General features: G+C 41.2%; 28 protein-coding genes. All 28 read left to right on the top strand.

From position 1 onward, the window contains the following. Positions 1-126: 126 nt before the first annotated feature. The 28 genes from topA (at position 127) to flhB (ending at position 24139) form a co-directional block, all read left to right on the top strand. Positions 127-2202 carry a type I DNA topoisomerase gene (topA, locus tag BSI_RS11545; protein WP_003238559.1) on the top strand — a complete coding sequence of 692 codons (2076 nt, stop codon included), beginning with the start codon at positions 127-129 and terminating at the stop codon, positions 2200-2202. Between the two features lie 75 nt (positions 2203-2277). Then, positions 2278-3585, top strand: coding sequence for an FADH(2)-oxidizing methylenetetrahydrofolate--tRNA-(uracil(54)-C(5))-methyltransferase TrmFO (trmFO, locus tag BSI_RS11550; protein WP_003238558.1), 1308 nt, complete (start codon positions 2278-2280; stop codon positions 3583-3585). A 67-nt stretch (positions 3586-3652) separates the two neighbouring features. After that, positions 3653-4567: a tyrosine recombinase XerC gene (xerC, locus tag BSI_RS11555; RefSeq protein WP_003238557.1), complete on the top strand. Its 915-nt coding sequence runs from the start codon at positions 3653-3655 to the stop codon at positions 4565-4567. Positions 4568-4579: 12 nt separating this feature from the next. After that, the gene (gene clpQ / locus BSI_RS11560) at positions 4580-5125 is read left to right on the top strand and encodes an ATP-dependent protease subunit ClpQ (RefSeq protein ID WP_003238555.1); all 546 of its coding nucleotides are present in this window, start codon (positions 4580-4582) and stop codon (positions 5123-5125) included. A 16-nt stretch (positions 5126-5141) separates the two neighbouring features. Further along, on the top strand, positions 5142-6545 hold the full coding sequence (gene hslU / locus BSI_RS11565; protein ID WP_003238553.1) for an ATP-dependent protease ATPase subunit HslU: 1404 nt from the start codon (positions 5142-5144) through the stop codon (positions 6543-6545). Positions 6546-6584: 39 nt separating this feature from the next. Beyond that, positions 6585-7364 (top strand): GTP-sensing pleiotropic transcriptional regulator CodY, encoded by a 780-nt coding sequence (gene codY, locus BSI_RS11570; protein ID WP_003238551.1) that lies wholly within the window; start codon positions 6585-6587, stop codon positions 7362-7364. Between the two features lie 380 nt (positions 7365-7744). Beyond that, complete coding sequence (gene flgB / locus BSI_RS11575) at positions 7745-8134, top strand: flagellar basal body rod protein FlgB (protein ID WP_003238548.1); 390 nt, start codon at positions 7745-7747, stop codon at positions 8132-8134. Beyond that, positions 8134-8586 (top strand): flagellar basal body rod protein FlgC, encoded by a 453-nt coding sequence (gene flgC, locus BSI_RS11580; protein WP_003238546.1) that lies wholly within the window; start codon positions 8134-8136, stop codon positions 8584-8586. The genes flgB and flgC overlap by 1 nt, the downstream gene beginning before the upstream one ends. 11 nt (positions 8587-8597) lie before the next feature. Beyond that, a complete protein-coding gene (gene fliE / locus BSI_RS11585) occupies positions 8598-8918 on the top strand; it encodes a flagellar hook-basal body complex protein FliE (RefSeq protein WP_003238544.1) in 321 nt (106 codons plus the stop codon). Positions 8919-8963: 45 nt separating this feature from the next. Further along, on the top strand, positions 8964-10574 hold the full coding sequence (gene fliF, locus BSI_RS11590; protein WP_080030825.1) for a flagellar basal-body MS-ring/collar protein FliF: 1611 nt from the start codon (positions 8964-8966) through the stop codon (positions 10572-10574). Between the two features lie 12 nt (positions 10575-10586). Further along, complete coding sequence (gene fliG, locus BSI_RS11595) at positions 10587-11603, top strand: flagellar motor switch protein FliG (RefSeq protein ID WP_003231981.1); 1017 nt, start codon at positions 10587-10589, stop codon at positions 11601-11603. Continuing rightward, positions 11596-12348, top strand: a complete 753-nt coding sequence (gene fliH / locus BSI_RS11600) for a flagellar assembly protein FliH (RefSeq protein ID WP_003238540.1) — start codon at positions 11596-11598, stop codon at positions 12346-12348. The genes fliG and fliH overlap by 8 nt, the downstream gene beginning before the upstream one ends. Continuing rightward, the gene (gene fliI / locus BSI_RS11605; RefSeq protein WP_032732054.1) at positions 12345-13661 is read left to right on the top strand and encodes a flagellar protein export ATPase FliI; all 1317 of its coding nucleotides are present in this window, start codon (positions 12345-12347) and stop codon (positions 13659-13661) included. The genes fliH and fliI overlap by 4 nt, the downstream gene beginning before the upstream one ends. A gap of 2 nt (positions 13662-13663) precedes the next feature. Beyond that, positions 13664-14107, top strand: a complete 444-nt coding sequence (fliJ, locus tag BSI_RS11610; RefSeq protein WP_003238536.1) for a flagellar export protein FliJ — start codon at positions 13664-13666, stop codon at positions 14105-14107. A gap of 11 nt (positions 14108-14118) precedes the next feature. Beyond that, on the top strand, positions 14119-14733 hold the full coding sequence (locus BSI_RS11615) for a MotE family protein (protein WP_003238534.1): 615 nt from the start codon (positions 14119-14121) through the stop codon (positions 14731-14733). 12 nt (positions 14734-14745) lie between these two features. Then, the gene (locus BSI_RS11620; RefSeq protein ID WP_003238532.1) at positions 14746-16203 is read left to right on the top strand and encodes a flagellar hook-length control protein FliK; all 1458 of its coding nucleotides are present in this window, start codon (positions 14746-14748) and stop codon (positions 16201-16203) included. Continuing rightward, the gene (flgD, locus tag BSI_RS11625; protein ID WP_003238531.1) at positions 16200-16622 is read left to right on the top strand and encodes a flagellar hook assembly protein FlgD; all 423 of its coding nucleotides are present in this window, start codon (positions 16200-16202) and stop codon (positions 16620-16622) included. The genes BSI_RS11620 and flgD overlap by 4 nt, the downstream gene beginning before the upstream one ends. Before the next feature lie 20 nt (positions 16623-16642). Continuing rightward, complete coding sequence (flgG, locus tag BSI_RS11630) at positions 16643-17437, top strand: flagellar basal body rod protein FlgG (RefSeq protein WP_003238530.1); 795 nt, start codon at positions 16643-16645, stop codon at positions 17435-17437. Between the two features lie 39 nt (positions 17438-17476). Beyond that, complete coding sequence (gene swrD / locus BSI_RS11635; protein WP_003220876.1) at positions 17477-17692, top strand: swarming motility protein SwrD; 216 nt, start codon at positions 17477-17479, stop codon at positions 17690-17692. Continuing rightward, positions 17689-18111, top strand: coding sequence for a flagellar basal body-associated protein FliL (gene fliL / locus BSI_RS11640; protein WP_003238529.1), 423 nt, complete (start codon positions 17689-17691; stop codon positions 18109-18111). Before swrD ends, fliL begins: the two co-directional genes overlap by 4 nt. 33 nt (positions 18112-18144) lie before the next feature. Continuing rightward, positions 18145-19143 (top strand): flagellar motor switch protein FliM, encoded by a 999-nt coding sequence (fliM, locus tag BSI_RS11645; protein WP_003220879.1) that lies wholly within the window; start codon positions 18145-18147, stop codon positions 19141-19143. Next, positions 19133-20266, top strand: a complete 1134-nt coding sequence (gene fliY, locus BSI_RS11650; protein WP_003238528.1) for a flagellar motor switch phosphatase FliY — start codon at positions 19133-19135, stop codon at positions 20264-20266. The genes fliM and fliY overlap by 11 nt, the downstream gene beginning before the upstream one ends. 25 nt (positions 20267-20291) lie before the next feature. After that, positions 20292-20654 carry a chemotaxis protein CheY gene (gene cheY / locus BSI_RS11655; protein ID WP_003220882.1) on the top strand — a complete coding sequence of 121 codons (363 nt, stop codon included), beginning with the start codon at positions 20292-20294 and terminating at the stop codon, positions 20652-20654. Between the two features lie 14 nt (positions 20655-20668). Next, positions 20669-21328: a flagella biosynthesis regulatory protein FliZ gene (gene fliZ / locus BSI_RS11660; protein WP_003238527.1), complete on the top strand. Its 660-nt coding sequence runs from the start codon at positions 20669-20671 to the stop codon at positions 21326-21328. Beyond that, positions 21321-21986, top strand: a complete 666-nt coding sequence (fliP, locus tag BSI_RS0121135; RefSeq protein ID WP_019258404.1) for a flagellar type III secretion system pore protein FliP — start codon at positions 21321-21323, stop codon at positions 21984-21986. Before fliZ ends, fliP begins: the two co-directional genes overlap by 8 nt. 14 nt (positions 21987-22000) lie before the next feature. Continuing rightward, a complete protein-coding gene (gene fliQ, locus BSI_RS11665; RefSeq protein WP_014113798.1) occupies positions 22001-22270 on the top strand; it encodes a flagellar biosynthesis protein FliQ in 270 nt (89 codons plus the stop codon). A 7-nt stretch (positions 22271-22277) separates the two neighbouring features. Further along, positions 22278-23057 carry a flagellar biosynthetic protein FliR gene (gene fliR, locus BSI_RS11670; protein WP_003238525.1) on the top strand — a complete coding sequence of 260 codons (780 nt, stop codon included), beginning with the start codon at positions 22278-22280 and terminating at the stop codon, positions 23055-23057. Beyond that, positions 23057-24139, top strand: a complete 1083-nt coding sequence (flhB, locus tag BSI_RS11675; protein ID WP_003238523.1) for a flagellar biosynthesis protein FlhB — start codon at positions 23057-23059, stop codon at positions 24137-24139. The genes fliR and flhB overlap by 1 nt, the downstream gene beginning before the upstream one ends. The last annotated feature ends 6 nt before the right edge of the window (positions 24140-24145 follow it).

The raw sequence follows: 24145 nt of genomic DNA, 5'->3' as shown, positions 1-24145 counted from the left end.
TATTGTTTTCTATTTAAATAATGACGTTCATCATAAAGAATGAAATGTTGAAAGCCAAATAAAGACAGCTGCAAAAACAAAATTGAAATACTTGAAGAGAGAGAACACCTCTTGAGGGGGATGAAAATGTCTGATTATCTAGTCATCGTGGAATCGCCCGCTAAGGCGAAAACGATTGAACGTTACTTAGGTAAAAAATATAAAGTAAAAGCATCAATGGGACATGTCCGGGATCTTCCAAAAAGTCAAATGGGAGTTGACATAGAACAGAATTTTGAGCCGAAATACATTACCATTCGAGGTAAAGGGCCGGTATTAAAAGAGCTGAAAACGGCTGCGAAAAAAGCCAAAAAAGTGTATCTCGCAGCCGACCCCGACAGAGAAGGGGAAGCGATTGCATGGCACTTGGCACACAGCCTTGATTTAGATCTCAATTCAGACTGCCGTGTGGTGTTTAACGAAATTACAAAAGACGCCATTAAGGAATCGTTTAAGCATCCTCGCATGATCAATATGGATTTAGTGGATGCACAGCAGGCGAGACGTATTTTAGACAGGCTTGTCGGATATAAAATCAGTCCAATCTTATGGAAAAAGGTCAAAAAAGGCCTTAGTGCAGGCCGCGTACAATCCGTTGCCCTCCGCTTGATTATTGATCGTGAAAAAGAGATTAACGACTTTAAGCCAGAGGAATATTGGACAATTGACGGTACGTTCTTGAAAGGACAGGAAACGTTCGAAGCGAGCTTTTTCGGAAAAAACGGCAAAAAACTTCCTTTAAAAAGTGAAGCCGACGTAAAAGACATTCTTTCTCAGCTCAAAGGCAATAAATATACAGTTGAAAAAGTAACGAAAAAGGAACGCAAACGTAATCCGGCCTTGCCTTTTACAACTTCCACCCTGCAGCAGGAAGCTGCGCGTAAGCTCAATTTCAGAGCGAAGAAAACGATGATGATTGCACAGCAATTATATGAAGGAATCGATCTTGGAAGAGAAGGAACTGTCGGTCTGATCACGTATATGAGAACGGATTCAACCCGTATTTCAAATACGGCGGTTGATGAAGCAGCTGCATTTATTGATCAGGCATACGGCAAAGAGTTCTTAGGCGGCAAACGAAAGCCTGCGAAAAAGAATGAAAATGCTCAGGACGCTCACGAAGCAATCCGCCCGACATCAGTTCTCAGAAAACCAAGTGAATTAAAAGCAGTACTTGGCAGAGATCAAATGAGATTGTATAAATTAATTTGGGAGCGCTTTGTTGCCAGCCAAATGGCACCTGCTGTTCTCGATACAATGAGTGTTGACCTGACAAACAATGGTTTGACATTTCGTGCAAATGGAAGTAAAGTCAAGTTTTCCGGGTTTATGAAGGTGTATGTTGAAGGAAAAGACGACCAAATGGAAGAAAAAGACCGGATGCTGCCTGACTTACAAGAAGGCGACACGGTATTAAAAAAAGATATAGAACCGGAGCAGCATTTTACCCAGCCGCCTCCGCGCTATACTGAGGCACGACTCGTTAAAACCCTTGAAGAACTCGGTATCGGCCGTCCTTCCACATATGCTCCGACGCTTGATACCATTCAGCGGCGCGGCTACGTGGGTTTGGATAATAAACGCTTTGTTCCGACTGAACTGGGACAGATCGTCCTTGACTTGATCATGGAATTTTTCCCTGAAATTATTAACGTTGAGTTTACAGCGAAAATGGAAAAAGACCTTGATCATGTTGAAGAAGGCAATACCGAATGGGTTAAGATTATTGATAATTTCTATACCGATTTTGAAAAACGGGTCAAAAAAGCAGAAGCGGAAATGAAGGAAGTTGAAATCGAACCGGAATATGCAGGAGAAGATTGTGAATTGTGCAGTTCTCCAATGGTATATAAAATGGGTCGGTACGGTAAATTCTTAGCGTGTTCCAACTTCCCGGACTGCCGGAACACAAAACCGATTGTGAAACAAATCGGCGTAAAGTGCCCGAGCTGCGGTGAAGGAAATATTGTGGAGCGAAAATCGAAAAAGAAACGGGTTTTTTACGGCTGTGACCGTTATCCGGACTGTGAATTCGTTTCCTGGGACAAACCAATTGAACGGAAATGCCCGAAATGCGGAAAAATGCTTGTCGAGAAAAAACTCAAAAAAGGCATACAAGTCCAATGCGTGGAATGCGATTATAAGGAAGAACCACAGAAGTAGCGGTGAGCAGGGTCTTGCTCACCTTCTTTGTGTGTTAAAAGAAGGCCTTGAATAATAAACTAGGAGATGTGAAAGATGAACCAACAAACTGTGAATGTAATCGGAGCCGGACTCGCAGGAAGTGAAGCAGCATGGCAGCTTGCCAAACGGGGAATTCAAGTCAAATTATATGAAATGCGTCCTGTTAAACAAACGCCTGCACACCATACCGATAAATTTGCCGAGCTTGTGTGCAGCAACTCTCTGCGTTCCAACACGCTTGCTAACGCTGTCGGTGTATTAAAGGAAGAAATGCGGGCGCTTGATTCAGCCATCATCGCGGCTGCTGACGAATGTTCGGTCCCTGCCGGGGGCGCTCTCGCAGTTGACCGTCATGAATTTGCCGAAAGTGTGACAAATCGGGTAAAAAATCATCCAAACGTAACTGTTATTAATGAAGAAATGACAGAAATCCCACAAGGCCCTACCATTATCGCAACGGGTCCATTAACGTCAGAATCGCTGTCTGCCCAGCTGAAGGAGCTGACTGGAGAGGACTATTTATATTTTTATGATGCAGCGGCGCCGATTGTAGAAAAAGACAGCCTTGATATGGATAAAGTATACCTGAAATCCCGTTATGATAAAGGTGAAGCGGCGTATTTGAACTGCCCGATGACAGAAGAAGAGTTTGACCGTTTTCATGAAGCATTAACATCAGCAGAAACAGTCCCGTTAAAAGAATTTGAAAAAGAGATTTTCTTTGAAGGCTGCATGCCGATTGAAGTCATGGCAAAACGGGGTAAGAAAACAATGCTTTTCGGCCCGATGAAACCGGTTGGTCTAGAGCATCCTGTTACAGGAAAACGTCCTTATGCTGTCGTTCAGCTCAGACAGGATGATGCAGCAGGAACACTCTATAATATTGTAGGATTCCAGACTCATTTAAAATGGGGAGACCAAAAGGAAGTTCTCAAATTGATTCCAGGGCTTGAAAATGTAGAAATCGTCAGATACGGTGTGATGCACAGAAACACATTCATTAATTCTCCAAGCCTGTTAAAGCCGACCTATCAATTTAAAAACCGCAGTGATCTGTTCTTTGCAGGCCAAATGACGGGAGTAGAAGGATATGTGGAATCAGCTGCCTCAGGATTGGTAGCAGGCATTAATGCGGCTAAACTTGTTTTAGGAGAAGAGCTTGTCACTTTCCCTCAGGAAACAGCAATAGGCAGCATGGCTCACTATATTACAACAACAAACCAAAAGAACTTCCAGCCGATGAATGCAAACTTTGGGCTTTTAAAAGAATTGCCTGTTAAAATTAAAAATAAAAAAGAGCGGAACGAGCAATACGCGAACCGCGCGATTGAGACAATTCAAACAATTTCGAAAACAATATAGGTATTGATTGCAACTTGAACGCGATTTGTGATACCATTTAAAAGCCCTTCCTGGGGAGGTACTAAGCATGGAGAATGTTAAGAATTTCGTAAAGTTATTCGTTGAATATTTACAAATTGAAAAAAATTATTCACAATATACTATTGTGAATTATGTGGATTCAATTGAAGAATTCGAGACTTTCCTGCGCGTTCAAGGTATAAATGGATTTGAAAAAGCTGCATATCAAGATACTAGGATTTTTTTGACAGAAGCCTATGAAAAAGGTTTATCGAGACGAACAATAAGCAAAAAGATATCTGCATTGAGAAGCTTTTATAAGTTTCTGATGCGGGAAAAGCTTGTTGAAGAAAATCCGTTTCAGCTTGTTCATCTGCCGAAACAAGAGAAACGGATACCGAAGTTTCTATATCAAAAAGAGCTTGAGGAGCTGTTTGAAGTTTCAGATATAAGCCAGCCGGCCGGAATGAGGGATCAAGCGCTGTTAGAGCTTCTCTATGCCACCGGAATGAGGGTCAGTGAATGTTGTTCCATAAGTGTCAACGATATCGATTTATTTATGGACACTGTACTTGTTCACGGTAAAGGCAAGAAGCAGCGCTATATCCCCTTTGGGTCTTACGCCCGCGAAGCATTGAAGGTATATATGAATAGCGGAAGACAGTGCTTGCTGATGAAAGCAAAAGAACCTCATGATCTATTATTCGTGAATCAAAGAGGCGGACCGCTTACAGCCCGAGGCATCAGACATATTTTAAGCGGGCTTGTTCAAAAAGCGTCCGGCACTTTACATATCCATCCGCATATGCTTCGACATACGTTCGCTACTCATCTGTTAAACGAAGGAGCAGATTTGAGAAGCGTTCAAGAACTGCTCGGGCATTCCAATCTGTCTTCGACACAGATATACACGCACGTTTCGAAGGAAATGTTGAGAAACACATATATGTCTCACCATCCAAGAGCTTTTAAGAAAAATTAAAGGAGGCCCTTTATGTCATCTTTTCATGCGACCACAATATTTGCCGTCCAGCATAAGGGACGAAGCGCAATGTCCGGAGACGGCCAAGTGACATTTGGTCAGGCTGTTGTCATGAAACACACTGCGAGAAAAGTGAGAAAACTGTTTAACGGCAAGGTTCTTGCTGGGTTTGCGGGTTCTGTTGCAGACGCTTTCACTTTATTCGAAAAGTTTGAAGCTAAGCTTGAAGAGTATAACGGCAACTTAAAACGAGCAGCTGTTGAGCTTGCAAAGGAATGGCGCAGCGATAAAGTGCTTAGAAAGCTTGAAGCCATGCTGATTGTGATGAACCAGGATACTTTGCTTCTCGTATCGGGAACAGGCGAGGTGATCGAACCAGATGACGGCATTCTCGCGATTGGATCAGGAGGCAATTATGCTTTGGCAGCCGGAAGAGCTTTGAAAAAGCATGCCGGTGAAAGCATGTCTGCAAGTGAGATTGCTAGAGCCGCGTTAGAAACAGCAGGCGAAATTTGTGTTTACACGAACGATCAAATCATACTGGAAGAGCTTGAATAGAAAGGACTTGAGGCGCATGGAAAAAAAACCGTTAACACCTAGACAGATAGTAGATCGGTTAGACCAATATATTGTCGGTCAGCAAAACGCTAAAAAAGCTGTCGCCGTGGCATTAAGAAACCGCTATAGAAGAAGTCTTCTGGATGAAAAGCTGAAGGACGAGGTCGTTCCGAAAAACATTTTAATGATGGGGCCTACCGGCGTTGGAAAAACTGAAATTGCCAGACGTATCGCCAAGCTTTCAGGTGCGCCATTTATTAAAATTGAAGCAACAAAATTCACCGAAGTCGGTTATGTAGGCAGAGATGTTGAATCAATGGTCAGAGACCTTGTGGAAACTTCTGTTCGGCTTATAAAAGAAGAGAAAATGACTGAAGTAAAGGAGCAGGCAGAAGAAAATGCAAACAAACGCATTGTTCGTCTGTTAGTTCCTGGGAAGAAAAAACAATCAGGCGTGAAAAATCCGTTTGAAATGTTTTTTGGCGGCAGCCAGCCGAATGGCGAAGATGAGGCGGAGAGCCAGGAAGAAGCAAACATTGAAGAAAAAAGAAAACGCATGGCCCATCAGCTGGCTTTAGGAGAGCTCGAAGACTATTATGTAACAGTAGAAGTCGAAGAGCAGCAGCCTTCTATGTTTGACATGCTGCAAGGCTCGGGTATGGAGCAGATGGGCATGAATATGCAGGACGCGCTGAGCGGATTAATGCCAAAGAAAAAGAAACGGCGCAAAATGACAGTCAGAGAAGCCAGAAAAGTCCTGACAAATGAAGAAGCAAGCAAACTCATCGATATGGATGAAGTCAGCCAGGAAGCTGTTCAGAGAGCAGAAGAGAGCGGCATTATCTTTATCGACGAGATCGATAAAATTGCAAAAAACGGAGGCGCGTCATCATCTGCCGATGTATCAAGAGAAGGCGTTCAGCGGGATATCCTCCCAATCGTTGAGGGTTCTACCGTTGTTACTAAATATGGTTCGGTAAAAACAGACCATGTGTTATTTATTGCAGCAGGAGCGTTTCATATGGCCAAACCGTCTGATTTAATTCCTGAGCTGCAGGGACGTTTCCCGATTCGTGTAGAACTGAGCAAACTCACGGTAGACGACTTCGTGAGAATTTTGGTTGAGCCGGATAATGCGCTGCTGAAACAATATCAGGCTTTATTGCAGACAGAAGGTATATCTCTTGAATTTTCTGACGAAGCTATTCATAAGATTGCTGAAGTTGCTTATCATGTGAACCAGGACACAGATAATATCGGTGCGAGACGCCTTCATACAATACTCGAACGCCTATTAGAAGATCTGTCGTTTGAGGCTCCTGATGTAACAATGGAGAAAATAACGATTACACCACAGTATGTCGAAGAAAAGCTCGGAACGATAGCCAAAAATAAAGATTTAAGTCAATTTATATTGTGAAAAATTTAATAAGAGGAATGTTTAGGAGGATTATTTATCATGGCTTTATTACAAAAAACAAGAATTATTAACTCCATGCTGCAAGCTGCGGCAGGGAAACCAGTAAACTTCAAGGAAATGGCGGAGACGCTGCGGGATGTAATTGATTCCAATATTTTCGTTGTGAGCCGCAGAGGCAAACTCCTTGGATATTCTATTAACCAGCAAATTGAAAATGATCGTATGAAAAAAATGCTTGAGGATCGTCAATTCCCTGAAGAATATACGAAAAATCTGTTTAACGTCCCTGAAACATCTTCTAACTTGGACATTAATAGTGAATATACTGCTTTTCCTGTTGAGAATAGAGACCTGTTCCAAGCTGGTTTAACAACAATTGTACCGATCATCGGAGGCGGAGAAAGATTAGGAACCCTCATTCTTTCACGTTTACAGGATCAATTTCATGATGATGATTTAATACTCGCTGAATACGGCGCTACAGTTGTCGGCATGGAAATTCTGAGAGAAAAAGCAGAAGAAATCGAAGAGGAAGCGAGAAGCAAAGCTGTCGTACAAATGGCTATCAGCTCTCTTTCTTACAGTGAGCTTGAAGCAATTGAGCACATTTTTGAAGAGCTTGACGGAAACGAAGGCCTTCTCGTTGCAAGTAAAATCGCAGACCGTGTCGGCATTACCCGCTCTGTGATTGTTAATGCACTCAGAAAGCTGGAAAGCGCCGGTGTCATCGAGTCAAGATCATTAGGAATGAAAGGTACTTATATCAAAGTTCTTAACAACAAATTCCTAATTGAATTAGAAAATCTAAAATCTCATTAATCACCGAAAGAACCCCTTAAAAAGGGGTTCTTTTTTATACTCAAATAAAGGAAATTGATAAGCTTTATTTCCTGGGTTGAAAGTCTTTCGTTGTAATAATTTTAATAAAATTTACATTTTTCTTCAAATAGACATAAAAATGACGAAAATAATGAAGAAAAAACAGAAATTCTGCTATTTTCAGGCTTATATCAAAGTGAAAACATAGTTCAAATAATCTAGGACTATATGCCTAGTTGTAAAATAGATAATTGTGAGGACATTTTTTTACACGAACTTCATAGACTTTATGCCTGTTATTTCTTACAATAAGCATATAGTTTTACAATTCTCGACAAGGATATTGAGGGTGAAAAAAACTGAAATGGAGGTAAGTGGATTTGAGCTTATTTTCTGGAACGATACAAAATCTTGAAAATGCCTTGAGCAGAGCGGATATTAAGCAAAAAGTCATAACTAATAATATCGCCAATATAGATACACCGAACTATAAGGCAAAAAAAGTCTCTTTCCAAAATTTATTAGATCAAGAATCCTCACGTCTTGATGCGACAAAAACAGACTATCGTCATATTGATTTTTCTGATACTAATTCGAATTATTCAATTGTAACAAGCGGGAATACATCGTATCAGCAAAATGGAAACAATGTTGATGTTGACAAAGAGATGACGGAATTAGCACAAAACCAAATCAACTATCAAGCTTTAGTTGAAAGAATGAACGGTAAATTTAATTCGCTGAAGACCGTATTAACAGGAGGAAAATGATGACAGCTTTTCATAGCTTAAATGTTTCAGCATCAGCTTTAACAGCTCAGCGTGTCAGAATGGACGTTGTATCGTCTAACTTGGCTAATATGGATACGACAAGAGCTAAGCAAGTGGATGGAGAGTGGGTGCCTTACAGAAGAAAAATGGTTTCCCTTCAGTCAAAAGGTGAATCGTTCTCTTCCATTCTCAATTCACAAATGAGCGGAAGCGGCAATGCAGGAAACGGTGTAAAGGTTTCAAAAATCACGGAAGATGATTCGGATTTTAATCTTGTCTATGATCCGACAGACCCTGATGCAAACGCTGAAGGATATGTACAAAAGCCTAATGTTGATCCATTAAAAGAAATGGTTGACCTTGTCAGCAGCACAAGATCATATGAGGCGAATGTGACAGCGATGAATGCCACAAAGGGAATGCTGATGAAGGCGTTAGAAATCGGAAAGTAAGGTGAATGAATGTGATTAATGCAATTTCTCCTTTTCAGGTTCAAAATACTCAAAACACTCAAAATGCAACAAATCAAGTAAACAATAGCCAAAAAACAGATTCTTCAAATCAAACAAGCTTTTCGGAGCTTTTAAAAAACTCTATTAGTTCGTTAAATGAGTCCCAAGTAGCTTCTGACAACATGACTAATGCCTTGGCAGCAGGAAAAGATGTAAATCTTGATGAGGTCATGATCGCCGCTCAAAAAGCAAGCATCTCTCTAACTGCAGCAACAGAGTTCCGCAATAAAGCTGTGGAAGCTTATCAGGAGATTATGAGAATGCAAATGTAGGGGGTCTGACGATTAAGAGAAAGAGTGGAATGACCGGGGGTTAACATGAATCGTACTCTAATGCAAATGAAAAACAAAACGAGTGAGTTTTGGAAAAATAGATCTAAGTTACAAAAGATTTTAATGATTAGTGCTTTAGCGGCAATTATTATTATTGGAATTATTATTAGTGTTTTTGCTTCCAGCACAAAAATGGCGCCGCTGTACAAAGATTTGTCTGCCGAAGAAGCAGGGCAAATCAAAGAAGAACTCGATGCGAAAAAAGTGCCAAACGAACTTTCAAACGGCGGTACAGTGATTAGCGTTCCGGAGGATCAGGTTGATTCATTGAAAGTGCAGATGGCTGCAGAAGGACTTCCTAAAACCGGATCAATTGATTATTCGTTTTTTGGGCAGAATGCCGGTTTTGGTTTGACAGACAATGAGTTTGATATGGTCAAAGTGAAAGCAACACAGACAGAACTATCAAATTTGATCAATGAAATGGACGGTATCAAAAATTCAAAAGTAATGATTAACCTCCCGAAAGACGCTGTTTTTGTCGGTGAGGAGCAGTCTGCAGCATCTGCGTCAATCGTTCTGCAGATTCAACCGGGCTATACACTTGATCAAAGCCAGATCAACGGATTGTATCATCTGGTATCGAAAAGCGTGCCGAACTTAAAAGAAGATAACATCGTCATCATGGACCAAAATTCTACATACTACGACAAGTCAGACAGCGATGCAGGGTCCTACGCGGATAGTTATTCTTCTCAGCAAGGAATTAAGTCCCAAGTTGAAAAAGATATTCAAAAACATGTTCAGTCATTGCTTGGAACGATGATGGGACAAGATAAAGTCGTTGTCTCCGTGACAGCTGACATTGATTTCACAAAAGAAAATCGCACAGAAGACATTGTTGAACCTGTTGATAAAGAAAACATGGAAGGTATTGCAGTCAGCGCGGAAAAGGTTTCTGAAACATACCAGGGTGATGGTGCAGCCAATGGCGGAACTGCCGGAACCGGCGACGAAGATATAACAAACTATAAAGCTGACGGCGAAAATACCGAAAGCGGGAACTACGAAAAGAGCAGTAATAAAATCAATTACGAAGTTAACCGCATCCATAAAGAAATCGCTGAAAGCCCTTATAAGGTCAGAGATTTAGGGATTCAAGTCATGGTAGAGCCGCCTGATGCCAAAAACACAGCGTCGCTATCAACTGAAAGACAAGATGATATACAAAAAATCCTTTCAACTGTTGTCAGAACATCACTGGATAAGGATGCAACACAAAACCAGAACCTTTCTGATGAAGATATCAATAATAAAATTGTGGTCTCCGTTCAGCCATTTGACGGAAAAGTCAACTTGGATACAAATACGGAAAAATCCTCAGGTATCCCGCTGTGGGCATATATCGTAGGCGGTGTTTTAATCGCAGCGATCATTGTTCTCATCATTATGCTAGTCAGAAAGAAACGGGCGCAAGAGGATGAATATGAGGAATATGAATATGAGGTTCCTCAAGAACCGATCAATCTGCCTGATATCAACGAAGAGGAAAATGAAACAGCGGAAACAGTCAGACGAAAACAGCTTGAAAAGATGGCGAAAGACAAGCCAGAAGATTTTGCAAAACTGCTGAGAAGCTGGCTGGCCGAGGATTAGGAGGAATTAGAAATGGCGAGACGTGATCAAGATAAGCTTACAGGAAAACAAAAAGCAGCCATTCTCATGATTTCCTTGGGGTTAGATGTGTCAGCTTCTGTATATAAGCACTTAACCGATGAAGAAATTGAAAGGCTTACCCTGGAAATATCGGGTGTTCGAAGTGTTGATCATCAAAAAAAGGATGAAATTATAGAAGAATTTCATAATATAGCCATTGCGCAAGATTATATTTCTCAGGGCGGTCTAAGCTATGCAAGACAAGTTCTTGAGAAGGCGCTTGGAGAGGATAAGGCGGAAAACATTCTAAACAGGCTGACTTCATCTTTACAGGTTAAACCATTTGATTTTGCCAGAAAAGCGGAGCCAGAACAAATTTTGAATTTTATACAGCAAGAGCATCCGCAGACGATGGCTTTAATCTTGTCTTATTTAGATCCTGTGCAAGCCGGGCAAATTTTATCCGAGCTGAATCCTGAGGTACAGGCTGAGGTCGCAAGAAGAATCGCGGTCATGGACAGAACGTCACCTGAAATTATTAATGAGGTAGAACGGATTCTGGAACAAAAATTATCTTCTGCATTTACTCAAGATTATACACAAACAGGCGGAATTGAAGCTGTTGTTGAAGTGTTAAACGGGGTAGACAGAGGAACAGAGAAGACGATCTTAGATTCATTGGAAATTCAGGATCCTGATCTTGCTGAAGAAATTAAAAAGCGGATGTTTGTCTTCGAAGATATTGTTACACTTGATAACCGCGCAATTCAGAGAGTCATTCGCGATGTTGAAAACGACGATCTGCTCCTTTCATTAAAGGTTGCGAGCGAGGAAGTCAAAGAAATTGTATTCAACAATATGTCACAGCGTATGGTTGAAACCTTTAAAGAAGAAATGGAATTCATGGGCCCTGTACGCTTGAAAGATGTAGAAGAAGCTCAATCAAGAATTGTAAGCATCGTCAGAAAGCTTGAAGAAGCCGGTGAAATTGTGATAGCAAGAGGCGGAGGGGACGATATTATTGTCTAATATCATTAAACAAGAATCATCTTTTTCTCCACAAAAGGAAAGAAGAAAACTCTCTGTACAAGAGGTGCGAATCGATCATTCTCACCTTTTGCAGGCTGAAGAGAATCCGGAAGCGCTTATCGCCCGAGTGAAAGAGGAAGCTGACCGGATTTCAGAGCAGGCCAACAGCCATATAGAAACTATTCGCCGTCAAATTGAGCAGGAAAAAAATGATTGGGCAGCTGAAAAACAAAAGCTTATTGAGGAAGCAAAAGCCGAGGGTTTTGAACAAGGTGTGGCATTAGGCAAAGCGGAGGCGCTTCAACAGTATTCCGAGCTGATCGACCAAGCAAACAGCATAACTGAAATGTCCAGAAAAGCTGTTGAGGACAAGCTTGAAGACGCTTCTGAAGAAATCGTTGAGCTTGCCGTTGCACTGGCTAAAAAAGTATGGCAGCAAAAATCTGATGATAAAGAGGCTTTTCTCCTGCTAGTGAAACAGGTTGTAAACGAAGTAAAGGAATATGACGATATCTCAATATATGTAGACCCATATTACTATGAGACAGTCTTTCAGCAAAAAGATGAAATTCTGCAGCTTCTTTATAAAGAATGCCGGCTTGGCATATATGCTGATGAAAAAGCTCAAAAAGGATCTTGTTATATAGAAACTCCTTTTGGCAGAGTGGATGCGAGTGTTGACACACAACTAATACAATTGAAAGATAAACTTCTGACAGTGCTGGAAGCGGGTGCAGCTGAATGAAGACACAGAGTCTGATAGATTGTATAGAAATGACGGACTCGTATAAACGGTACGGAAAAGTCAAGCGGGTGATCGGCCTGATGATTGAATCAAAAGGGCCTGCAAGCTCAATTGGCGACGTGTGCCTGATTTATGCAAAAGGACAATCTGGTAAAGTCATTAAAGCTGAGGTTGTCGGCTTCCAGGAAGAAAATATTTTGCTTATGCCTTATTTAGAGGCTGCAAGCATTGCGCCCGGCAGTATTGTAGAAGCCACTGGTGAATCTCTTCGGGTTAAAGTCGGAGCAGGACTGATCGGACAGGTTATCGATGCTTTTGGCGAGCCGCTTGACGGAAAACTGCTGCCGAAAGGGCTCTCGCCTGTATCGACGGAGCAATCACCGCCCAACCCGATGAAACGGCCGCCTATCCGTGAAAAGATGGGTGTAGGAGTCAGATCAATTGACAGCTTGCTGACAGTCGGTAAAGGCCAGCGGATTGGCATTTTTGCAGGAAGCGGTGTCGGAAAAAGTACATTAATGGGGATGATCGCCAAGCAGACAGAGGCTGACTTAAACGTCATTGCACTTGTCGGAGAACGCGGGCGAGAGGTTCGGGAGTTTATTGAAAAAGATCTTGGGGAAGAGGGGCTTAAACGATCGATTGTGGTCGTTGCCACCTCAGATCAGCCAGCATTAATGAGATTGAAAGCGGCATATACAGCGACGGCAATTGCCGAGTATTTCCGCGATAAAGGCAAAAATGTCATGTTTATGATGGATTCTGTTACAAGGGTGGCAATGGCACAGCGTGAGATTGGACTGGCTGCCGGAGAACCTCCGACGACAAAAGGCTATACACCTTCTGTGTTCGCTATTTTACCTCGTTTATTAGAGCGAACAGGTGCAAATGAGCACGGAACCATTACGGCGTTTTATACAGTATTGGTAGACGGGGATGACATGAATGAGCCGATTGCGGACACTGTTCGCGGAATTTTAGACGGACATATTGTGTTGGACAGGGCGCTTGCCAATAAAGGCCAGTTTCCTGCAGTTAATGTACTAAAAAGCATCAGCAGGGTGATGTCAAACATATCGACAAGACAACATCTGGAAGCAGCAAATAAATTCCGTGAACTTTTATCAACATATCAAAATTCGGAAGATCTCATTAATATCGGAGCTTACAAAAGAGGATCCTCAAGAGAAATTGATGAAGCGATACAATTTTATCCGCAGCTTATTCAATTTTTAAAACAGGGAACAGACGAATCAGCATTATTGGAAGAAAGCATTGCTGCATTAACTAGTTTGACAGGAAATGAGGAATAAACGTGGCTTATCAATTTAGATTCCAAAAGCTGCTGGAACTAAAAGAAAATGAGAAAGATCAATCCTTATCCGAGTATCAGCAATCAGTTTCTGAATTTGAAAATGTTGCTGAAAAATTATATGAGAATATGAGCAAAAAGGAATTGCTTGAACAAAATAAGGAAAAGAAATTGAAAAGCGGCATGAGTGTACAAGAAATGAGGCATTACCAGCAATTTGTCTCAAACCTTGAAAATACGATCTATCACTATCAAAAGCTTGTCATTATGAAAAGAAATCAAATGAATCAAAAACAAGAAATTTTGACAGAGAAAAATATAGAAGTAAAAAAGTTTGAAAAAATGCGTGAAAAACAGTTTAAAATGTTTGCTCTTGAAGACAAAGCTGCAGAGATGAAAGAAATGGACGATATTTCGATCAAGCAGTTTATGATTCAAGGCCATTAGGAGCGAATGTAATGTCCGGCAAAAAGAAAAAATCAGGTAAGTTCCGTTCGGTTTTGCTTATCATTATCCTTCCGTTGATGTTTCTTCTAATCGCTGGGGGGATTGTTCTTTGGGCTGCTGGTGTCAATGTCTTAAAGCCGATACAGGAAGCTGCGGCAAAAACGCCGGTTCTTAAAGAATTGGTTCCTGAAACCGAAAATAAAAAAGACACAGCATCAAATAAGGATAGCAGTAATACGGCAGCTCTGGAAAAGACCATTAAGGACCAAAAAAGTGAAATCAGTATATTGAATAAAGATTTAGAAACAAGTAAATCTGAAATCGACAGGCTCAATCAAAAGATCCGTTCACTTGAAAAGACGGCGGAGGATCAAAAAAAGTCATCAGAAGATAATCCTGAAGAAACATCAGGTTCGAATTCTTCTTCTAAGGATGACAAAGTGATCAGTGTATATAAAAGCATGGACAGCGGAAAGGCTGCTAAAATTATTGCCCAATTAAAGGAGCAAGAAGCGCTGAAAATATTGAATGGTCTAAGCAAAAAGCAGCTTGCTGACATCTTGGCAAAAATGACTCCTGAGCAAGCAGCAACCTATACAGAAAAAATTGCTGCCAGCCAAGAATAGGGGGAATTGAAGGTGAAGCTGCTTGAATTGGCGGGACCTTTGCTGCAAACCACAGCGGGTACTGCTGCTAAAACCATGAAAAGTAACCAGGGAGTTTTTCAAAACTGGCTGATGTCTGAGGCCGGATTGAAGGAAATCTCAGAACAAGGAAGTGGAACTCCTACTTCCGGTCATCTTTTGGCAGATGCGCTTAAAAAGATCAGTGATTGGCTAAATGCAAGTCCTGAAGATCAAGACAAACAAAAAGCGGAACTTCTGCAAACATTAAACAAACTAACAGGGGAGCAGTTGGATGAAACTGCTCAGCGAATGCTGCAGAATCTGTTGCAAGCAGTTGAATCAAAAGTGTCCGGCGGGACAGATCAATTACTCGTAGAAGCAGACAAAATCATTTCAGAAAGTAAAACGGCTTTGGCAACCAATGATTCTGCTGCTGACATTAATGGAGAACTGAAGTCTGATACAGAGCAATCAAATCAGGAGAATGAAGGATCTGAGGATGATAAAGAACTTATCCTTATCCAGATGTTCATTAGTCAGCTGCTAGAAGGGAATAAGCTAGCTGACCGCGGGAAGGGAAATGAAGCTCATGTCATTTACCAGAATGGTGATCAATTTCTTTCTGCATTAGAAAAAAAGGGCGTATCTCAACAGCTCATTCAGGATCTTAAACAGCAAATATTCACTAAAGATGAGTCTAGTTCAAAACTTTATTCGATGACAGCGTCAGAGCTGAAAAGCTTTCAAAGCTTAATGGAACAAATGTCTATGCTTCCTCAAAAAGGGACCAAAGAATGGAATTTAGCTGAAAGTCAGCTGAAAGCTTTCCTGTTATCGAAATCATCCGAATCATCGCAAGACTTTGGAAAGCGTGCCCTCTCACCGCTCTCACAGAGTTCATCCAGCAAAAGTGGACCGGATGCTTCTGGAAGTATTCAGCCTGTAGATAGTAAATCAGGACTCCAAATGCTGTTTTCAGGATACCGGAACACTGGAGTTCAAACACTGGATCTGCAGCAGCTCTCAACTGATTTACCGACTGCTGAAACAAAAACGGTGGCTGATCAAGTGATCAATGCATGGAAGCAGATGAAATATACGCCTTTCGGCAGATCGACGGGAAGTTTCACCATTCGGCTGAACCCTGAACATTTAGGATTTGTCACAATCAAGCTGACAAATGAAAATGGGATCTTTCAGAGTAAAATCATTGCATCGAGCCAATCAGCAAAGGAACTGCTTGAACAGCATCTTCCTCAGCTGAAGCAATCATTGCCGAATATGGCCGTTCAAGTTGACCGTTTTACTCTCCCGGTCCAAACCGGAGATCAGCCGATATACGGTCAGCTTGCTGATGAACAGAAACAGCAGCAAGAGGGGCAGAGACAGCAAAGACAGAAAAAGCAATCAAATGATTTCGGCGATCTGCTCGATGAAGTGTCGATGGTTGAAATGGAGGAAGAAGAATGACTTCTATAAGTTCAGAATATAAACTGCCTGAAAAAACAAGCACTGTGACGACTAGCAATAGCAGCTTGGGGAAAGATGAGTTCTTAAAGATATTAATGACTCAAGTCCAAAATCAAGATCCGCTCAACCCGGTTGATGACAAAGAATTTATCAGCCAGATGGCGACTTTTTCAAGCTTGGAGCAAATGATGAACATGAATAAGACCATGACTCAATTTGTTGAAAATCAAGATCCGTTTACTTCGTATGTTGATTGGTTGGGAAAAGAAGTATCTTGGACTGATGGTCAAAGTACAACAGATAAAACTGGCACAGTAAGCTCTGTTAAACATTCTCAAGGAAACTATTATCTCATTCTTGATGATGGGACCGAGATCAATCCGTGGAATGTAATGTCTGTAGCACAGTCTTCGAAATAAAAAATCTGGGGGAATTTATTATGTTACGTTCACTTTATTCTGGAATCAGCGGTATGAAAAACTTTCAAACAAAGCTTGACGTTATCGGCAACAACATTGCCAACGTGAATACAGTAGGATTCAAAAAGAGCCGTGTTACCTTTAAAGATATGGTAAGCCAAACAATTGCCGGCGGTTCTGCGGCTGGTGCAACTATCGGCGGTACGAACTCTAAGCAGATCGGTTTAGGTTCATCTTCTGGCACAATTGATACAATTCATTCAACAAGCGCAACACAAAGCACAGGGCGAACACTTGATTTAGCGATTGACGGCGATGGTTACTTTAGAATTGATACAGGCGACGGAACAGCTTATACAAGAGCAGGAAACTTCTATTTAGATAATACCGGAACACTGGTTACCGGTGATGGCTATCATGTGTTAAATATGACTGGTGGAACAATTCAAATCCCTCTTGATGCACAAAGCTTCAGCATTGGTTCTGATGGAAAGGTGTCAATTGTTGATGCGGGCGGTCAAACACAAGACGGCGGACAAATCGGGATTGTTACTTTTGCAAACAGTGACGGTCTGGATAAAATCGGAAGCAACTTATACCGTGAGTCTTTAAACTCTGGGACTGCCAGTGCAGCCAACCAGCCTGGTGATGGCGGTACAGGTTCCCTTAAATCAGGTTTTCTCGAAATGTCTAACGTTGATTTAACTGACGAATTTACTGAAATGATCGTTGCCCAGCGCGGATTCCAATCAAACTCGAAAATTATTACAACATCTGATGAAATCCTTCAAGAACTGGTTAACCTTAAACGTTAAGGAGGGAGGGGAGGCGAGTAATCGCTTCTCCGCTGTTTTATGATTAAAGTAACCCGTTTGAATGGGCAGCCCTTTACACTGAATGCGCTGTTTATTGAACAGATTGAATGCTTTCCGGATACTACAATCACTCTGTCAAATGGTAAGAAGTTTGTAGTAAAAGAAGATGAAGAAGCTGTTCTGGAAAAGATCGCATCTTTCTACCGAAAAATACAAATATTTTCAATGGATCAAGGAATAGAGGAACCGGAATGAAGAAAAAATTAATGATCATTTTACTAATTATTCTTATCATAATTGGTGCTCTCGGGGCGGCGGCTTATTTTGTTTTAGGCGGAAAGTCCGAAAAAAGTGAAGCGAAAAAAAGTATTGATGAAATCGTTGCATCTTCTGTTGATGTAGAAGAGATCACAACAAATTTAAAGTCTGATAACATTATCCGGCTTGCTATTAAACTTGAAACTGACTCTGATAAATCAAAAGAAGAACTTGAAAAACGTGATTTTCAAGTGAAGGACGCTGTAATATCACTGCTGGCTGATACGAATGCTAATGAGATTGAGGGAGACAAGGGAAAAGAAACCTTTAAGAAGGAACTAAAAGATAAAATAAATAGCTACCTCCAAAAAGGAAAAGTAGAAAAAGTGTATATTACCTCCTTTAATCTGCAATAAAGCATAATTTGACAGAATACGGAGGTGAGGAAAATGTCAGGAGAAGTTCTCTCCCAAAATGAAATAGATGCACTGCTTTCTGCAATATCAACTGGTGAAATGGACGCTGAAGAGCTGAAAAAAGAAGAAAAAGAGAAGAAAGTGAAGGTTTATGATTTCAAACGTGCGCTGCGGTTTTCTAAGGATCAGATCCGCAGTTTAACGAGAATTCATGACAATTTTGCAAGACTTCTTACTACTCACTTTTCTGCTCAGCTCAGAACCTATATTCACATATCTGTCAGTTCTGTTGACCAAGTCCCGTATGAGGAATTTATCAGATCTATACCGAACATGACGATCCTGAATCTGTTTGATGTCCATCCGATGGAAGGCAGGATTATGATGGAGGTTAACCCGACGATTGCTTATACGATGATGGATCGGGTAATGGGAGGTATTGGAATCAGCCATAATAAGGTTGATAGCTTGACAGAAATTGAAACAAAAATCATTTCTAATTTATTTGAAAATGCACTGGGAAATTATAAAGAAGCTTGGCAGTCAATTGCTGATATTGAACCGGAAATGACTGAGTTTGAAGTAAATCCGCAATTCGTTCAGATGGTATCTCCTAATGAAACAGTCGTGGTAATTTCACTCAATACTCAAATCGGTGAAATCAGCGGTGTCATAAATCTCTGTATCCCGCATATCGTCCTCGAGCCGCTCATACCGAAACTTTCAGTCCACTATTGGATGCAATCAGATAGAAATGAGCCGAAGCCTGAGGAAACAAAATCGCTTGAAAAACGTATCATGACAGCACAAATACCTGTCGTGGCCGAGCTCGGCACATCTGAACTGACAATAGAAGAGTTTTTAAGTTTAGAAGTCGGAGACTGCATAACTTTGGACAAATCAGTCACGGATCCTCTTACTGTATTGGTCGGAGATAAGCCGAAATTTTTAGGACAAGCCGGCCGGGTGAATCGAAAACAGGCAGTGCAAATTTTAGATCACGACATAAGAGGTGAACAAGATGGAGAATAATAGATTATCTCAAGATGAGATTGACGCGCTTCTTAACGGCACTGGCAGCACGCCGGATGAGCCAGAGGTTCCGGAAGTACTTGACTTATCGGAAATGGAGCGTGATGCGATCGGTGAAATCGGAAATATTTCATTCGGCAGTTCTGCAACAGCGCTGTCAACGCTTTTAAACCAAAAAGTCGATATTACGACTCCGAGCGTAACTGTCATACCTAAAAGTAAAATCAGCGATGCGTTTCCTGAACCGTATGTAGCGATTGAAGTAAATTATACGGAGGGCTTCAGCGGCAGCAACCTGTTGGTCGTGGAACAAAATGACGCGGCGATCATTGCTGACTTAATGATCGGGGGAGATGGGAAAGGTGCGGACCCTTCACTCGGTGAAATCCATTTAAGTGCGGTTCAAGAAGCAATGAACCAAATGATGGGATCGGCAGCCACATCAATGTCTACTGTATTCAGTAAAAAAATTGATATTTCACCGCCTCGGGTTGAATTGCTCGATGTCACTGAAGAAAAGGGAACAGACCGTATTCCTGATGATGAAATGCTGGTGAAAGTTTCTTTCAACTTAAAGGTGGGAGAATTAATAGACTCCAGCATTATGCAGCTTTACCCACTGACATTTGCGAAAGATTTAATTTCAAGCCTTATGAACACAGGAAATGCAGAGGGAGAAACAACGCCGCAGCCTGATGTTACATATGAGCAGCCGAAAGAGCCTGTGGCACCAGAGCCGCGTATTGAACCGCAGCAGCAACAGCCGCCAAAAAGGCAGGGAACGCCGAAAAAAACAGCGCCAGTTCAGGTTTCACCGGTGGAATTTTCCGCGTTTGACCCAAATGAGGCTTCGCAAGCCCCTATAAACAACCTGGATATGCTTTTGGATATCCCGCTTTCGATTACTGTTGAGCTTGGCAGAACGAAAAGAAGCGTAAAAGAGATTTTGGAGCTTTCTGCCGGAAGTATTATTGAGCTTGATAAATTAGCCGGTGAGCCGGTAGATATTTTAGTTAATCAGCGTATTGTTGCCAAAGGCGAGGTCGTTGTGATTGAAGAAAACTTCGGTGTAAGAGTCACTGACATTTTAAGCCAGGCAGAGCGCATTAATAATTTAAAATAACGAAACACAAGGAGAGAGATTGATTATGGCACACAGAATTTTAATTGTAGATGACGCAGCATTTATGCGAATGATGATTAAAGATATTTTGGTGAAAAACGGTTTTGAAGTAGTAGCGGAAGCTGAAAATGGAGCACAAGCAGTAGAAAAGTATAAAGAGCATTCTCCTGATCTTGTTACTATGGATATCACGATGCCAGAAATGGATGGGATTTCAGCATTAAAAGAAATTAAACAAATTGATGCACAGGCAAGAATCATTATGTGTTCTGCTATGGGACAGCAATCAATGGTTATCGATGCCATTCAGGCCGGCGCTAAGGATTTTATCGTAAAACCTTTCCAGGCAGACCGTGTGCTTGAAGCAATCAACAAAACATTAAGTTAAAGGGTGTACGACTGTTGAAAAAGAGTCAATATTTCATCGCTTTTATTTGTTTTTTCGTTTTATTCAGTGTACATCCGATTGCTGCTGCCGCAGCAGACTCTGATAATTCAACTGTAAACGAATGGTTTCAAAAGAAAGATGAAAAAACTGCAGATAAGTCAGAGCAAAAGGAAGAAAAAACAACACAAACTGCTGATGAGACGGAGGGAGCGGCGGCTCCTTCTGTCTCAGCTTTTGATTTTGTAAAGATGATTTTCGCTTTACTGTTTGTTATCGTGCTGATTTACGGGCTGGTTAAGCTCATGAACAAAAGAAATCGGCTCCTAAAGCCTTTTCAATATGTTGAAAATATTGGCGGCACATCGGTCGGCCAAAACAGATCTATCCAATTGATCAAAGTCGGAAAAAGTGTGCTCGTCGTCGGTGTTGGAGAGACGATCCAGCTGCTGAAAGAAATTGAGGATGAAAAAGAGATTGAAGTCATTCTCAGCCAGCATGAAGAGGCAATGTCAAGCAAGATAGAGTGGCAAAAGTTTGTGAAGCCGCTGAAGGGCTCTGAACATCAGCCGCAGCAAAAACTGCCTTCATTTTCAAAAGCTTTAAAAGAGCAGCTTGAAGAGTTAAAACAAAACCGTTCTGAAGGAAAGAAGAAAGGCCCACGTCATCATGAATGAGTTTATAAATATTTTCAATTCAAGCGATCCGGAAAACGTTAGTTCAACTGTTAAATTACTATTATTGTTAACTGTATTTTCAGTGGCGCCTGGAATATTGATTCTTATGACTTGTTTTACGCGCATCGTCATTGTTCTGTCATTTGTCAGGACTTCACTGGCGACGCAATCTATGCCGCCAAACCAGGTTCTTATCGGGCTTGCGCTGTTTTTAACGTTTTTTATTATGGCTCCTACTTTTTCAGAGATTAATAAAGAAGCGCTGACGCCATTGATGGACAACAAAATCAGCTTGGACGAAGCGTATACGAAAGCTGAGGAACCAATTAAAGAATTTATGAGTAAACACACAAGGCAGAAGGATCTGGCGCTGTTTATGAATTACGCGAAAATGGATAAACCGGAATCATTAAAGGATATTCCACTAACGACAATGGTTCCCGCTTTTGCCATATCGGAGCTCAAAACAGCGTTTCAAATAGGTTTTATGATTTTTATCCCATTTTTAATTATAGATATGGTAGTGGCGAGCGTCTTAATGTCAATGGGAATGATGATGCTCCCTCCAGTTATGATTTCTCTGCCCTTTAAAATATTACTTTTTGTTTTAGTAGACGGCTGGTATTTAATTGTGAAATCTTTGCTTCAGAGCTTTTAGGGTAGGTGCTAAACGTGAGTTCAGAATTTGTAATTTCTATGGCGGAAAAAGCCGTATACGTAACGCTGATGATCAGTGCGCCATTGCTGGCTATTGCTTTACTGGTCGGTTTAATCGTCAGCATATTTCAGGCGACAACTCAAATCCAGGAACAGACTTTGGCGTTTATTCCGAAAATCGTGGCAGTTCTTCTGGCCTTGATTTTTTTTGGTCCATGGATGCTGTCGACCATTCTTTCGTTTACAACAGAGCTGTTTTCTAATTTAAATCGTTTTGCAGGGTAATGTAGAGATGAATTCGATTATTGATTTATTTCCTGCCTTCTTATTGGTTTTTATTAGAATTTCTGCTTTTTTTGTAACGATTCCGCTATTCGGACACCGGAATGTCCCAGCTGTTCATCGTATTGGATTTGCTTTTTTTCTCGCGGTCATTTGTTTCAGCACCATTGATAAACCTCCCTCTTTGGAGATAGATGGGCAATATATGCTCTTGGCGTTTAAGGAAGCTTTGGTTGGTCTTTGTCTAGGCTTAATTGCTTATATGATGATTGCCGCAGTTCAAATTGCCGGCTCTTTTATTGATTTTCAAATGGGATTTTCAATTGCGAATGTTATTGATCCGCAAACTGGTGCACAAAGTCCGTTGATCGGCCAGTTTATCTATACGATGGCACTTTTGTTTATGCTGAGTGTCAATGCCCACCATTTGCTGCTTGACGGTATTTACTACAGCTTTCAGTATATTTCAGTTGATCAGGCATTTCCGAATTTCGGCGATGAAAAGTTTGCTTATTTTATCGCGAAAAGCTTTAATGCGATGTTTATTATTGCTTTTCAAATGTCAGCGCCGGTTGTGGCCAGTTTGTTTCTTGTTGATTTAGCATTAGGTATCGTGGCTCGAACTGTTCCGCAATTAAATGTATTTGTTGTCGGTCTGCCTTTAAAGATCGCTGTCAGTTTCATCATGCTCATTGTGTGTATGTCCGTTATCTTCGTCGTTGTGCGGAATGTCTTTAGTTTAACGATTGAAACGATGCGGAATCTTTTAGCATTGGTCGGTGTTTCTTAATGAAGCTTAGAATTGACCTGCAGTTTTTTGCGGGAGAAAAGACAGAGAAAGCCACTCCGAAAAAACGGAAGGATACGCGAAAAAAAGGGCAGGTAGCAAAAAGCGCGGATGTCAATACCGCCATTTCTTTATTGGTAGTATTCCTTTCGCTTATTGCGATTGGTCCGTTTATGAGAGACAGGCTGCTGTCATTTATAGAAACTTTTTATACCGAGTCGCTCACAATGAAGCTCTCAGAATCAAATGTGCACACACTGTTTATCAGCTTATTAGAGGATACGGGCATCATACTTGCACCGATCTTGCTTGTCGCTCTTGTTGCAGGGGTCGTAAGCAACTATATGCAGGTTGGGTTCTTGTTTTCTGCTGAAGTGATACAGCCTAAGCTTGAAAAACTGGACCCGATCAAAGGATTTAAACGAATATACAGTATGAGGGCGATTGTAGAGCTGATTAAATCGATATTGAAAATTACGGTTGTCGGTTTTGCGGCCTTCGCTGTTCTTTGGCTGCATTATGGAGAAATTCTCCGGCTCCCGCTCCTGACACCAGAAGAGGCCCTTTCTTTTGTTTCAAAGCTCACACTGTGGATGGGGCTGAGCGGTGCAGTCGCTTTGTTGATTCTTGCTGGTCTCGATTATTTATATCAGAGATTTGACTATGAGAAAAATATCAAAATGTCAAAACAGGATATAAAAGATGAGTACAAAAAATCTGAAGGAGACCCGATTATCAAGTCTAAAATTAAACAAAGACAGCGGGAAATGGCGATGAGGCGGATGATGCAGGAAGTTCCAAAAGCGGATGTCATTATCACAAACCCTACTCACTATGCGATTGCCCTGAAATATGACGAAGAAAAAATGGACGCTCCTTATATTGTTGCAAAAGGTGTTGACCACCTGGCGTTAAAAATCAGGAAAATTGCTAAAGAGCATGATGTCATGATGGTAGAAAACAGACCGCTTGCCCGTGCGTTATATGATCAGGTAGAAATTGACCAGGCAGTGCCGGAAGAATTTTTTAAAGTCTTGGCAGAAATTCTAGCTTACGTATATAAAACAAAACAAAAAGTATATTGAACTTTT

This window comes from Bacillus inaquosorum KCTC 13429 (genome assembly GCF_000332645.1).
Classification (GTDB): Bacteria; Bacillota; Bacilli; order Bacillales; family Bacillaceae; genus Bacillus; species Bacillus inaquosorum.
The sequence above is the reverse complement of the archived record's forward strand: the minus strand, read 5'-3'. Positions and strand labels throughout refer to the sequence as shown.

Excerpts from the sequence above, each read along its gene's own strand:
- topA (WP_003238559.1), top strand. The coding sequence starts at position 127 with ATGTCTGATTATCTAGTCATCGTGGAATCGCCCGCTAAGGCGAAAACG.
- trmFO (WP_003238558.1), top strand. The coding sequence starts at position 2,278 with ATGAACCAACAAACTGTGAATGTAATCGGAGCCGGACTCGCAGGAAGT.
- xerC (WP_003238557.1), top strand. The coding sequence starts at position 3,653 with ATGGAGAATGTTAAGAATTTCGTAAAGTTATTCGTTGAATATTTACAA.
- clpQ (WP_003238555.1), top strand. The coding sequence starts at position 4,580 with ATGTCATCTTTTCATGCGACCACAATATTTGCCGTCCAGCATAAGGGA.
- hslU (WP_003238553.1), top strand. The coding sequence starts at position 5,142 with ATGGAAAAAAAACCGTTAACACCTAGACAGATAGTAGATCGGTTAGAC.
- codY (WP_003238551.1), top strand. The coding sequence starts at position 6,585 with ATGGCTTTATTACAAAAAACAAGAATTATTAACTCCATGCTGCAAGCT.
- flgC (WP_003238546.1), top strand. The coding sequence starts at position 8,134 with ATGACAGCTTTTCATAGCTTAAATGTTTCAGCATCAGCTTTAACAGCT.
- fliF (WP_080030825.1), top strand. The coding sequence starts at position 8,964 with ATGAATCGTACTCTAATGCAAATGAAAAACAAAACGAGTGAGTTTTGG.
- fliG (WP_003231981.1), top strand. The coding sequence starts at position 10,587 with ATGGCGAGACGTGATCAAGATAAGCTTACAGGAAAACAAAAAGCAGCC.
- fliI (WP_032732054.1), top strand. The coding sequence starts at position 12,345 with ATGAAGACACAGAGTCTGATAGATTGTATAGAAATGACGGACTCGTAT.
- BSI_RS11615 (WP_003238534.1), top strand. The coding sequence starts at position 14,119 with ATGTCCGGCAAAAAGAAAAAATCAGGTAAGTTCCGTTCGGTTTTGCTT.
- flgD (WP_003238531.1), top strand. The coding sequence starts at position 16,200 with ATGACTTCTATAAGTTCAGAATATAAACTGCCTGAAAAAACAAGCACT.
- flgG (WP_003238530.1), top strand. The coding sequence starts at position 16,643 with ATGTTACGTTCACTTTATTCTGGAATCAGCGGTATGAAAAACTTTCAA.
- swrD (WP_003220876.1), top strand. The coding sequence starts at position 17,477 with ATGATTAAAGTAACCCGTTTGAATGGGCAGCCCTTTACACTGAATGCG.
- fliL (WP_003238529.1), top strand. The coding sequence starts at position 17,689 with ATGAAGAAAAAATTAATGATCATTTTACTAATTATTCTTATCATAATT.
- fliM (WP_003220879.1), top strand. The coding sequence starts at position 18,145 with ATGTCAGGAGAAGTTCTCTCCCAAAATGAAATAGATGCACTGCTTTCT.
- fliY (WP_003238528.1), top strand. The coding sequence starts at position 19,133 with ATGGAGAATAATAGATTATCTCAAGATGAGATTGACGCGCTTCTTAAC.
- cheY (WP_003220882.1), top strand. The coding sequence starts at position 20,292 with ATGGCACACAGAATTTTAATTGTAGATGACGCAGCATTTATGCGAATG.
- fliP (WP_019258404.1), top strand. The coding sequence starts at position 21,321 with ATGAATGAGTTTATAAATATTTTCAATTCAAGCGATCCGGAAAACGTT.
- fliR (WP_003238525.1), top strand. The coding sequence starts at position 22,278 with ATGAATTCGATTATTGATTTATTTCCTGCCTTCTTATTGGTTTTTATT.
- flhB (WP_003238523.1), top strand. The coding sequence starts at position 23,057 with ATGAAGCTTAGAATTGACCTGCAGTTTTTTGCGGGAGAAAAGACAGAG.